The following is a 12,022-nucleotide window of genomic DNA, read 5'->3' as shown; positions in this document are numbered from 1 at the left end:
CGACTGGTGCACCGCGAGCCGCAGCGCTTCCTCCGGCGGCTGACCGGCCCGGAGCTCCGTGGAGAACGTGCGGCACAGGGTGATGACCGCACGCCGCCGTTCCACCCCCTGCCGCGCTGTCCGAGCCCGCGCGAGCCACCGCTCCCACAGCTCGCAGACCTGTGGCCGGGCAGCACGGCCCGAGGTTCTCGGCAGCGACGGGTGAGCACGCGGAAGCAGCGCGAGCGCGACCGCCCCGGCCAGGCACACCAGCAGCACCATCATCGCCGCACCCCGATCCCAGGACGACCCTCACAGCTCACCCCCGCCCGGCCCCGGCCGCCATGACGACCCCAACCGCGCGTCCAACCCCGCTGTCTCGGGGCCCTCCCGGTAAGAACCGTCAGGGGCGAAAGCCACCGCGGTGCGGGCCTCCACCAACCCGGACGGCGTGCGGCACAGCACACCCACCTCCGACAACCGCCGACCGCGCGCCAGGTGCACGATCACTACCCGTGTCGCCGCGAGCTGGCTGTGCGCCGCGGCCCGGCTCAGCCCCGCCGCGCACGCGAGTGCCTCGATCCGTGCCGGGACGTCCTGTGCTCCGTTGGCGTGCAGCGTCCCCGCACCGTGGTGCCCGGTGTTGAGGGCCGACATCAGCGAGACGACCTCGGCCCCGCGCGCCTCTCCGACCACCAACCGGTCGGGGCGCATGCGCAACGCCTGCCGGACCAGGGTGTCCAGCCCGATCTCGCCACTGCCCTCGATGTTCGCGGGCCTCGTCCGCAACCGCACCACGTGCGCGTGGTCCGGCCGCAACTCGGGAGAGTCCTCCGCCAGCACGATCCGCTCCCTCGGATCTGCCAGGGAGAGCAGGCTCGACAGGAGAGTGGTCTTGCCCGCGCCAGTGCCACCGGTCACCAGGAAGGCGGCCCGCGACCGCACCAAGGCAGCCAACAACCCCGCGCCCGGAGGGGTGAGGGTCCCGCGTCCCACTAGATCGGGCAGCGTGAAGGAGCGCTCTGGCGGCAGCCGCAGCGACAGACGTGCCCCCGAAGGTGACACCGGGGGCAGGACGGCGTGCAGCCTCACCCCACCCGGCAGATGGGCGTCGACGTAGGGCACCGCGGCATCCAAGCGCCTCCCCGCCCGTGCCGCGAGGCGCTGGGCGAGACGCCTGAGTTCCTCCTCCGACCCGAACCGCACGTCCGCGCGGCGCAGCCCTCCGTCATCGACCCACACCTCCTCCGGGCCGTTGACGAGGATGTCGGTCACCCCCGGAGCCATGAGCTCCTGCAGGGGGCCCGCGCCGGCCAGGTCGGCCGACAAGCGCTGGGTGAGGTGCAGCAGCTCGGTGTCGCCGAGGATCCCGCCCTCGGCCCGCAGCGCCGCCGCGACTGTGGACGGGGTGACAGCGGAACCCGTCGCGGCCAGGCGGTTGCGCACGGCGTCGGTGAGCGCCTGTCCGTCCCCCGGCGGCGTCACGAGACGGCCCTCGGCAGGGGCAGCGCCCCGACCACCCCGTCGGCGAAGCGGGCCAACGGGGAACGCGAACGGCGAGCCGGCGCCCGGCCCGAGGCCAGTGTGCGTGCCAAACCGGGCTCCGGCGGCAGGTCGGCACCGAGCGGCATGCGGAGCGTTCCGGCGATGACCTCCGCACTGAGCTCCCCGCCGGCCCCGCGCACCACCGCCCGCACGACCGGCGCCTCCTCGCGCAACCGATCGGCGACCCGCGTGGCGGCCACGACCGAGGGCACGTCCGCCGGGATGACCACGAACACCACGTCCGCGCGGTTGAGCACCACCCGCGTGGCCGGGTCGAAGGAACGGGGGAGGTCGGCCACGACCAGGTCGGCGCCGGACCGCGCGGAGGCCAGAGCGGACCGCACCGCACCGACCGGGAGCGGCCGCTCGCCCCCGGCTCCCCGGGTCCAGGTCAGGACCGAGACGTGGCTGGTCCCGGGCAGCTTCGGGGAGAGGTCGCGCCACCGCATCCGCCCGTTGCGGTGCAGCAGGTCGCCCCACCCCGCAGGCTGCTCCAGGCCTTCGCAACCCAGGTACACGTCCGCACCGCAGCCGAGGGGGTCGGTGTCGAGGAGCGCCGTGCGTAGTCCGGCTCGTTCGCCGGCCAGCGCGAGCGCGACCGTGAGGAGGCTGGCCCCGGCCCCGCCGCGCCCGCCGACCACGGCGAGAGTGGGCGCGGGTGCGGTGCCGTCCTCTGCGGCCTCGGAGAACATACCGGCGAGTTCGTCCTCGTCCCGGGGCAGCAGGAGCAGGCCCTCCCGGCGCCCGGTGTCCGTCGCTTCGCCCCGGCACACCACGACCAGGTGCGGATGGGGCGGCGGGTCGGCGGCGCGCAGCTCTGGGCTCAGGTCGGTTCCGACGAGGGCCAGGGGAGCACGTGTCCACAGGCGCATCGCCCGTTCGACGGTGCGGGCGACGTCCACCTCCACCGACGCGGCCGAGGCCAGGCGCAGGAGGTCGTCGAGCAGGTTGGGGTCGTCGGTGGCGATGAGGGGACGGGGCTGTGGGTCCAACGGTGCCTCCGAAGGGCTGGGGTCACCCTTCGAGAATCCACCGGTGCCGATCGGGAGGGAAGAGCCGATTCACACCTGTGGACAACCGCGCTCACCGGTCGTCTCCGCGCGCCGTCCCCGACTTCGGGGGAAGCGCTTATGGCCTGCGCAAACGTCGGGAAAAGAACGCGCAGACCCCCTTCTCACGAAGCTGTCCACTGCGGTATCAAGGAAACAGATCGGTGGCGAAGAACCACCCCGACACGAGGCCGGGAACCCACGCGCCACTCGCCGTGACGAGGCAGGTGCCCCGGGGACCGTTCACAGCAGCGGCCCGGACCGCACAGAAGACAGGTCGCATGATCCCCCGGCTCAGTGCCGGAAACGGCGCCCCGCGGACACGCTCCCGGGGTGCCGTTCACTGTGCCGCGCCCTTCGCCCGGGCCGGCCGCAGTCTTCGGCATCAGCCCCGCTTCAACGCCTCACACGTTGCCAGCGAGTCCTGGGCACCGGCACGCACCGCACGGCAGCAGTAGACCACCCATTCGGCCACACCCTCGGGCGTCCCGCTCATGTACCGGCGCAGCGCCGGCGCGTACTCTTCGCGCAGCATCTGGTGGCCCAGTTCGGAAGGCACCAGCGACTTCGGGTCCAGCCCGCGCTCGACCAGGGTCAGCCGCTCGGCCGCACGCGCGACCAGGCCGTCACCCCACCCGAACGGGCGGATCGACATGAGTTCGCCGTGCACCAGCGCCGATGTCACCAGCGCGGGGACCGAGGTCCGCGCACGGAGCAGGGAGTACAGCCCTTCCATCCGCGCCAGGGCGGCCTCCGGCGGGGGAGCCTCGCCCATGTCCAGCGGGTCCTCGACACGCTCACCCGCGGTGCGGGGGCGCCCGAGCGCCTCGGCGGCCACGGCGTCGGCGGCCGCCAGGGTGTGCAGGCGTGCCAGCACCTGGCCCGGCGCCTTCGGCCAGGTGTCGACCAGGGTCCCGACCTCGCCGGAGGCCCGCAGTGCACCCTTGATGCGGGTGTCGTACACGTGGCCCTCGCGGATCTCGTCCATCGCGACCTCGGCGCCCTCGAGCGCGGCTGAGGCACAGGCGCCCCGCAGCGAGGACTCCGTGGACACGTCGGCGCTGCGGCGGCGCAGGATCCGGTGGCCCAACAGACGGTCGACCAGGGTCCGCGTCTCGGCGACCGCGTCGCTCACGCCGGGCAGTTCGGCGATCCGAGCCAGCGGGTCGGACAGGGAGGCAGAAGTCGTTTCGCTCACGAAAACCACACTACGCGTCGGTAACACCCCCTCCATCGGTGGAGCCCCGTGCGCGGCCACCTCCCTGAACCGGGCCGACCGGACCGCTCGTCGCTGCACGGCGACCGCTCGCAGACCGTTCGTCGCTCCCCGCCCCGGACCCGCCGTCCCACCCGGCTCCACCTGTTCACGCGGCCACTGGCCACATGATTAATTGGGTGTGAACCAGCCGACGTAAGGAGAATCACAGTGGCTGACAGCACTCCCCCGAGCCAGGAGACACTGTCCAACCTTCTCCACGAGACCCGGAGCTTCCCACCGCCGGAGGAGCTCGCGGCGCACGCCAACGTCAAGGCGGACGCCTATGAGCGCGCGGACGAGGACCGGCTCGCCTTCTGGGAGGAGCAGGCACGCAGGCTCCAGTGGGAGCGCACCTGGGACACGGTGTTGGACTGGCAGCCGCCCTACGCCCAGTGGTTCGTGGGAGGAAGGCTCAACGCCTCCGTCAACTGTGTGGACCGCCACGTCGACGCCGGCAACGGCGAGCGCGCGGCCATCCAGTGGGAGGGCGAACCCGGCGACAGCCGCACCATCACCTACGCCGAGCTGCGCGACGAGGTCTCCCGTGCCGCCAACGCCCTCACCGGCCTGGGCGTGGGCAAGGGCGACCGGGTCGCGATCTACATGCCGATGATCCCCGAGACGGTCGTGGCGATGCTCGCCTGCGCCCGCATCGGCGCCGTGCACATGGTCGTCTTCGGCGGTTTCTCCGTCGACGCCCTCGGCCAGCGCCTGGACGACAGCCAGGCCAAGCTCGTCATCACCGCGGACGGCGGGTACCGGCGTGGGAAGCCGAGTTCCCTCAAGCCGGCCGTCGACGAGGCCGTGGCCGACCGTCCGGCCGTCGAGAACGTGCTCGTGGTCCGCCGTACGGGCCAGGACGTCGACTGGAACGAGCGCGATGTCTGGTGGCACGACGCCGTCGGCGGCGCCGACCCCGAGCACACACCGGAGGCACACGACTCCGAGGACCCGCTGTACATCATGTACACGAGCGGCACCACGGCCAAGCCGAAGGGCATCCTGCACACCACGGGCGGATACCTCACCCAGGCCTCCTACACGCACTGGGCCGTCTTCGACCTCAAGCCGGAGACCGACGTCTACTGGTGCGCCGCCGACATCGGCTGGGTCACCGGACACTCCTACATCGTCTACGGCCCGCTCTCCAACGGCGCGACCGTCGTCATGTACGAGGGCACCCCCGACACCCCGCACAAGGGCCGCTTCTGGGAGATCGTCGAGAAGTACGGCGTCACGATCGCCTACATGGCGCCCACCGCGATCCGCACCTTCATGAGGTGGGGGGAGGAGATCCCCGCGAAGTACGACCTGTCGTCCCTGCGGGTGATCGGCTCGGTCGGTGAGCCCATCAACCCCGAGGCCTACGTCTGGTACCGGCAGAACATCGGCGGCGGTAAGACGCCCGTCGTCGACACCTGGTGGCAGACCGAGACCGGGGCGATCATGGTCAGCCCCCTGCCCGGGGTCACCTCCGGTAAGCCCGGCGCCGCCATGGGGCCCATCCCGGGCATCGCTGCAGACGTCGTGGACGAGGAGGGCAACTCCGTCCCCGACGGTGAGGGCGGTTTCATCGTCGTGCGTGAACCCTGGCCGTCCATGCTCCGCGGTATCTGGGGCGACGACCAGCGTTACAAGGACACCTACTGGTCCCGTTTCCCCGGCCTGTACTTCCCGGGTGACGGCGCGAAGAAGGACGAGGACGGCGACATGTGGCTCCTGGGCCGCGTGGACGACGTCATGCTCGTCTCCGGGCACAACATCTCCACCACGGAGGTCGAGTCGGCCCTGGTCTCCCACTCCGAAGTCGCCGAGGCCGCGGTCGTGGGCGCCACCGACAAGGTCACGGGGCAGTCCATCGTCGGCTTCGTGATCCTGCGCGGCGGTGAGGAGAGCATTCCCGACGAGCTCCTCCAGGAACTGCGCAACCACGTGGGGGCCTCGCTCGGCCCCATCGCCAAGCCCGCACAGCTCCTGGCGGTGCCCGAACTGCCCAAGACGCGCTCCGGAAAGATCATGCGCCGTCTGCTGCGCGACATCGCCGAACACCGGGACATCGGTGACACCTCCACGCTCACCGACGCCTCGATCATGGACGTGATCGCCAAGCAGCTGCCGCAGAAGTAGGGAAACGGCCCGATACCACCGCGCACACGGACGGCGTCCCGACCTACTACGAAGGCCGGGGCGCCGTTCCCGCTCACCCGTGTGACGAAACCGAAGCCCCGGCTTTTGCGTGCCGTGAGGGACGGCGGTGGTTGCGCGTGTGCGAGGATGCGGAGGATCATCCGCGTGTTCGGACGAGAGAAGGGAACCCCCACGATGGTGGACAAGCCGGGTGCCGACGAACCTGGCGCCTCCAGCGGTGCCGACCGTTCCGTCAGCGAGCTGCTCAGCGACGCGACCGGCAACCTGTCCCGGCTGGTACGCCTCGAGCTCAGGCTCGCCAAGCTGGAGGCCAAACACGATGCCGTCCGCATCGGCAAGGGCATCGGGGAGTTCCTCGCCGCCGCAGTGATCCTCCACATCTTCTTGATCCTGCTGTCGGTCACGGCCGGCTTCGGCATCTACGAGATCTTCGGGCTCCCCGCCTGGGCGTCCCTGGGTATCGTCACCCTCTTCTACCTGCTGGTCGCCCTGGTCTTCGTGCTCATCGCGGTGATCAACTTCCGCCGCAGGCAGGGGCTCGCGCGCACGGCGGTCACCTCCTCCCGCCTCATGGCGATCATCCGCGGCGATGTCCGTCCCCCCAAGGGTGGGGCCACCGCGGTGAGCGACAGCGAGGAGCCCGCGGAGGCCCCGGCGCACTCCGGCCGTTGACAGTGCCGGACCGTGCTTGACGACTCGGCCGCCTACGTGGACGGCCCCTGGACCCACCGCACCATCGGCGCCGCAGGGGCCCGCTTCCACGTCGCCGAGGCCGGTGAGGGCCCGCTCGTCCTCCTCCTGCACGGCTTCCCCCAGTTCTGGTGGGCCTGGAGAGCCCAGATCGGCGCGCTGGCCGCAGCCGGATTCCGCGCGGCCGCCGTGGACATGCGCGGGTACGGGGCGAGCGACAAGACCCCCCGCGGTTACGATCTCCCGACCCTCGCCGAGGACGCCGCGGGTATGGTCCGCGCGCTCGGGGCTGCCGACGCCGCCGTGGTCGGGCACGGTGTCGGTGGACTCGTCGGATGGACGATGACCGCCCATCACCCGGAGACGGTGCGCTCGCTCGCCGCGGTCTCCGCGCCCCACCCCCTCCGCGCAGCCCGCGCGATCGCCCGCGGGGGTCCGGGCGCACGCCATTTTCTGACCGCCCAGTTGCCGATCCTGCCCGAGCACCGGCTTCTCACCGACGGGTGCGTACGTGTGGGCGGCCTGCTCGACGAGTGGTCGGGCCCGGGCTGGCCCGACACGGAGGCGGAGGAGCGGTACCGGCTCGCCTTCTCGATCCCCAAGGTCTCCCACTGCTCCCTCGAGTACCACCGCTGGCTGTTCCGGTCCTGGTGGCGCCTGGACGGGGTCCGTTACCGGTCCGGCCTGCGCCGACGGGTACGCGTGCCCGTCCTGCAGATCCACGGAGAGGACGACCCCGTGTGCCGGACCGACGCCGCCCGCTCCTCCCGCAGCCTGGTCTCCGCGGCCTTCCGGTGGCACCCCGTGGCCGGAGCCGGACACTTCCCCCACGAGGAACGGCCCGAAGAGGTGTCGTCGGCTCTCGTAGGGTGGCTGGGCGAGACGGCCTGAACGGGCCGTCCCGAGCGTCAGTGAGGGGATGACACCGGTGACCGGCAACGGCGACAGGGACCGCAACGACAGCGGCAGGGCGGAGAATCAGCGTCCCAGGGACCGCTACGGGCGCCCGATGCCCCACGGCAGCGTCGGCGAGGTCGAGCGCATCCCCGATGATGCCGACTTCACCCCCGCCGAAGGGCTCGAGAAGGCCCAGGGGCTTCTCGACGGCGGCTACGCCTTCACCGCGCACGAGGTCCTCGAAGCGGTGTGGAAGTCCGTGCCCGAAGACGAGCGCGAACTCTGGCGCGGGCTCGCACAGACCGCCGTCGGTGTCACCCACGCCCAGCGCGGCAACATGGTCGGCGCCGCGCGGCTGCTCAGGCGCGGGGCCGATCGGGTGGAGCCGTTCGCGCCCGCCCCGCACGGTGTGGACGCCGAGGGAGTAGCTGCCTTCGCGCGCACCCTGGCCGACGAGCTCGACGCCGGGGACGCGGAACCGGGAGAGGGCATCGACCCCTCGCGCATGCGCCTGCGCCACCGGGAAGGCGAGTAACGGACAGCGCCTGGCCTCCTTGTGGCAGGACCGTAAGCGCGGAGAAAGTCCGGCATCGGGTTCCATGCCGTGACTGCGGGGGACGGTGATGCCTGTTCCGTGTTCGTGCCCAGATGAGTGGTGCACGACCCCGTGAACTCTTTAGCGTTAACAGGGAATTACGCCATTATGATCATCTTTTCGGGGTTAGTGTTTCCCTGAGTTCGCTTTGCCTGAATTCTGGGGTCACCGGAAGATCACATCTTTGATTTCTCTTGGCGAAATCTCGAATCCACTCTCACCTTTCTGCGGGGTGCTGCGTACAATCCCCGGATCACCGCCCGTGACGCATGGTGCGGGCGGTGCGCACCCCAACCGAAGGTGGCACCGATCCGACCCCGCAAGACGTGCCGTCGGGCCAGACCAGGCCCCTTCCTGACGGCGGTACGCCCGTGCCCGTGTGCGGTGAACGGAGCCCGAGAGGCCGACCGTTTCCCCACGCGTTATGACACGTGCGGGGCAGGAAAGGTCGTGCCCGTCTCAAGGAGGACGGATTGTCTGGGCTCAACCTCGCCGCGGAGAGCGGCACGGCCCTACCACTGAACGGCATGGATCTCACCCTCGTCATCGTCGTCATGGTGGTGGCGCTCCTGGCGCTCGCCGTGGCCGGCATGCTCGTCCGTGAGGTCCTTGCCGCAGGGCAGGGCACAGACCGAATGCGCAATATCGCGGTCGCGGTACAGGAAGGGGCCGGGGCCTACCTGAAACGACAATTCCGCACACTCGCGGTCTTCGTCGTCGTCATCCCCCTCCTCCTTCTGCTCCTCCCGGCGGACTCCACCGAGATCATGGTCGGTCGTTCGGTGTTCTTCGCGCTCGGCGCGATCCTCTCGGCCGCGACCGGCTTCATCGGGATGTGGCTGGCCGTCCGCGGCAACGTGCGTGTGGCCGCCGCAGCCCGGGGCGGGGACGAGCAGGCCAACCGCAGCGCGATGCGCATCGCCTTCCGCACCGGCGGAGTCGCCGGCATGATCACCGTCGGCCTGGGCCTGTTCGGTGCCGCCGTCGTCGTGCTCATGTACGAGGGCGACGCCCCCATCGTGCTCGAGGGCTTCGGCTTCGGGGCCGCGCTCCTGGCGATGTTCATGCGTGTGGGCGGTGGCATCTTCACCAAGGCCGCCGACGTCGGTGCGGACCTCGTCGGCAAGGTCGAACAGGGCATCCCCGAGGACGACCCCCGCAACGCCGCCACCATCGCCGACAATGTCGGAGACAACGTGGGCGACTGCGCCGGCATGGCCGCCGACCTCTTCGAGTCCTACGCGGTCGTGCTCGTGGCCTCCCTCATCCTGGGCCGCGTCGCCTTCGGTGTGGAAGGGCTCGTCTTCCCGCTGCTCGTGCCCATGATCGGGGTCATCACCGCCGTCATCGGTATCTTCCTCGTCGCGCCCAAGGTGAAGGACCGCACCGCCATGTCGGCGATCAACCGCGGCTTCTTCGCCTCCGCGGCCATCTCCGCCGCTCTGGTCGTGGCCACCGCGTTCTGGTACCTGCCCTCCAGCTTCGACCAGCTCACCGGCGTGAGCGACAGCGTGCTCGAGGACCTCGCCGGCGCCGGCCCCGACCCGCGGTTCGTCGCGATCGGCGCGGTCCTCATCGGTCTCGTGCTCGCCGCCGCCATCCAACTGCTCACCGGTTACTTCACCGAGACCGATCGCCGCCCGGTCAAGGACATCGGGGAGAGCTCGGAGACCGGAGCGGCGACCGTGATCCTCTCCGGCATCTCCGTGGGCCTGGAATCCGCGGTCTACTCGGCGCTGCTCATCGCCGGCGCCGTGTACGCGGCCTTCCTCCTGGGCGGCGGTTCCGTCACCGTGAGCCTCTTCGCCGTGGCGCTGGCCGGGACCGGCCTGCTCACCACGGTCGGCATCATCGTCGCGATGGACACCTTCGGCCCGGTCGCCGACAACGCCCAGGGCATCGCCGAGATGTCCGGCGACGTCGAGGGGAAGGGCGCCGAGGTCCTCACCGGTCTCGACGCCGTCGGCAACACCACGAAGGCCATCACCAAGGGCATCGCGATCGCGACCGCGGTCCTGGCGGCCACCGCGCTGTTCGGGGCCTTCCGCACCTCCGTGCAGGAACAGCTCGGGGCTGACGAGGCCTTCTCCCTGTCCCTGGACAACCCGGACGTGCTCGTCGGGGTCATCATCGGTGCCGCTGTCGTGTTCTTCTTCTCCGGGCTCGCGATCATGGCGGTCGGACGCGCGGCCGGCCGGGTCGTGCTGGAGGTGCGCGACCAGTTCCGCACCCGCCCCGGAATCATGGACGGCACCGAGAAGCCGCAGTACGCACGTGTGGTGGACATCTGCACGAAGGACTCGCTGAGGGAACTGGTCACCCCGGGACTGCTCGCCGTGCTCGCGCCGATCGCGGTCGGCTTCGCGCTCGGTTACGCCCCGCTGGGCGCGTTCCTGGGCGGCGCCATCGCCGCAGGTGTGCTCATGGCGGTCTTCCTCGCCAACTCGGGCGGTGCCTGGGACAACGCCAAGAAGCTCGTGGAGGACGGCTTCCACGGGGGGAAGGGTTCGGAGGCCCACGAGGCCACGGTCATCGGCGACACCGTCGGGGACCCCTTCAAGGACACCGCCGGACCGGCGATCAACCCGCTGCTCAAGGTCATGAACCTCGTGGCGTTGATCATCGCGCCGAGCGTCGTCATCTTTGCGGACAACATCGTTCTGCGGGTGGCCGTCACGCTGCTGGCCGTCGGTGCCCTCGTCGGCGCGATCCTCTGGTCGAAGAACCGTGATGCGGGGAACGAGACGGACCCCGTGAGCGGGGGTGAGGGCGTAGCGCCGAAGGACTCCCCGCAGGAAGGGTCGGGCGACGACGCCCCGGGCCCCGGCAATGGCGGTGAGCCCCAGGAGGCCACGACCGGGGACAGCAAGAACTGACACAGGGGTCGGTCCGGCCGACGGATTCTGCACGGCCGCTCGGGTTGTCCCGGGCGGCCGTTTCCTCTGTGGCGGGCCGGTGCTGATCGCTCGGCGCGGCCTCCTAGCCTGAGGGAGCGGCGTGGTCGGAGGCTCGGTCCCGCGCGCCGAAGCGTTCCGAGCTGAAGGGTGGTCCCCGTGCAGGGAATGAAGGGCCTGTTCATGGTCGTCGCGATCATGGTGGGCTTCATCGGTGTCATGGCCGCGGTCGCGACGGCGGTGTCCCCGTGAGCCGCACACTGTTGTTGATGAGGCACGCCGAGGCCGAGGCCGGGTTCGGCGTCGACGACGCCGAGCGCTCCCTGACCGACCGCGGTCGTGCTCAGGCGGAGACAGTGGGGCGCATGCTCGCGGCACAGGGATACGCCCCCGACCATGTGCTCTGCTCGTCCGCGCTCCGCACGCGTCAGACGCTCGACGGGGTGCTCGGCACCCTGGATCCGGGCACGCAGCCCGAGGTCGACATCAGCGAAGCCGTCTACTCCGCGGGCACGGACACGCTCCTGGAACTGATCACCTACGTCCCGGCCGAGGCCGAGACCGTACTCGTCGTCGCGCACAACCCCACGGTCGCGCAGCTGGCCTCCGACTTCCTGGGGCAACCGGGGATGGGCGGGTACCCGCCGGCGACGGTCACGGCGGTGGCCCTGGAGGTGGAGTGGTTGTACGCCGCTCCGGGGACTGGCGGCGCGGTCGTACTGAACTGATCTGATCCCCTCGTTGCATGTGACCCATGCCACGGAGAGATCAGGTTGCCGAAGTGGACCCCGAGGGGTAGTGTTCTCCGAGTCGCCTTCAAACGGCCCAAAGCCGGGCGAGGGCATCGAGGTTCTACCGAGCGAAACGAACGCAGATCCTGCGGGCGTGCCGGTTCATCCCTTTTCTTCAGGTTCACCGTCTCGAGCACTGCTCGGGTCATGTAAACTCGAAGAGTTGCTCACCGAAA

The 12,022-nt window shown here is 70.6% G+C and carries 9 protein-coding genes; 6 read left to right on the top strand and 3 right to left on the bottom strand.

The annotated features are described in order from the left end of the window. Positions 1–291: 291 nt before the first annotated feature. The 3 genes from D474_RS0122275 to D474_RS0122265 form a co-directional block, all read right to left on the bottom strand. Positions 292–1,464 carry a TadA family conjugal transfer-associated ATPase gene (locus tag D474_RS0122275; RefSeq protein ID WP_017615705.1) on the bottom strand — a complete coding sequence of 391 codons (1,173 nt, stop codon included), beginning with the start codon at positions 1,462–1,464 and terminating at the stop codon, positions 292–294. Next, positions 1,461–2,516, bottom strand: a complete 1,056-nt coding sequence (ssd, locus tag D474_RS0122270) for a septum site-determining protein Ssd (RefSeq protein ID WP_017615704.1) — start codon at positions 2,514–2,516, stop codon at positions 1,461–1,463. Before ssd ends, D474_RS0122275 begins: the two co-directional genes overlap by 4 nt. A gap of 442 nt (positions 2,517–2,958) precedes the next feature. Next, positions 2,959–3,807 carry a Fic family protein gene (locus D474_RS0122265; RefSeq protein WP_193374038.1) on the bottom strand — a complete coding sequence of 283 codons (849 nt, stop codon included), beginning with the start codon at positions 3,805–3,807 and terminating at the stop codon, positions 2,959–2,961. A 192-nt stretch (positions 3,808–3,999) separates the two neighbouring features. Here D474_RS0122265 and acs point away from each other — a divergent pair, with 192 nt between their 5' ends. The 6 genes from acs (at position 4,000) to D474_RS0122230 (ending at position 11,783) form a co-directional block, all read left to right on the top strand. Then, positions 4,000–5,958 carry an acetate--CoA ligase gene (gene acs, locus D474_RS0122260; RefSeq protein WP_017615702.1) on the top strand — a complete coding sequence of 653 codons (1,959 nt, stop codon included), beginning with the start codon at positions 4,000–4,002 and terminating at the stop codon, positions 5,956–5,958. Positions 5,959–6,153: 195 nt separating this feature from the next. After that, entirely contained in the window at positions 6,154–6,651 is a 498-nt protein-coding gene (locus tag D474_RS0122255; RefSeq protein WP_026118709.1) for a phage holin family protein, read from the top strand. A gap of 12 nt (positions 6,652–6,663) precedes the next feature. After that, on the top strand, positions 6,664–7,560 hold the full coding sequence (locus tag D474_RS0122250; RefSeq protein WP_017615700.1) for an alpha/beta fold hydrolase: 897 nt from the start codon (positions 6,664–6,666) through the stop codon (positions 7,558–7,560). Between the two features lie 28 nt (positions 7,561–7,588). Then, complete coding sequence (locus D474_RS0122245) at positions 7,589–8,101, top strand: DUF309 domain-containing protein (RefSeq protein ID WP_017615699.1); 513 nt, start codon at positions 7,589–7,591, stop codon at positions 8,099–8,101. 533 nt (positions 8,102–8,634) lie between these two features. Next, entirely contained in the window at positions 8,635–11,037 is a 2,403-nt protein-coding gene (locus D474_RS0122240; protein WP_017615698.1) for a sodium-translocating pyrophosphatase, read from the top strand. A gap of 266 nt (positions 11,038–11,303) precedes the next feature. Further along, positions 11,304–11,783, top strand: coding sequence for a SixA phosphatase family protein (locus D474_RS0122230; protein WP_017615696.1), 480 nt, complete (start codon positions 11,304–11,306; stop codon positions 11,781–11,783). The last annotated feature ends 239 nt before the right edge of the window (positions 11,784–12,022 follow it).

The organism is Nocardiopsis salina YIM 90010, from assembly GCF_000341025.1.
In the GTDB taxonomy this organism is placed as follows: Bacteria; Actinomycetota; Actinomycetes; order Streptosporangiales; family Streptosporangiaceae; genus Nocardiopsis; species Nocardiopsis salina.
The sequence above is the reverse complement of the archived record's forward strand: the minus strand, read 5'-3'. Positions and strand labels throughout refer to the sequence as shown.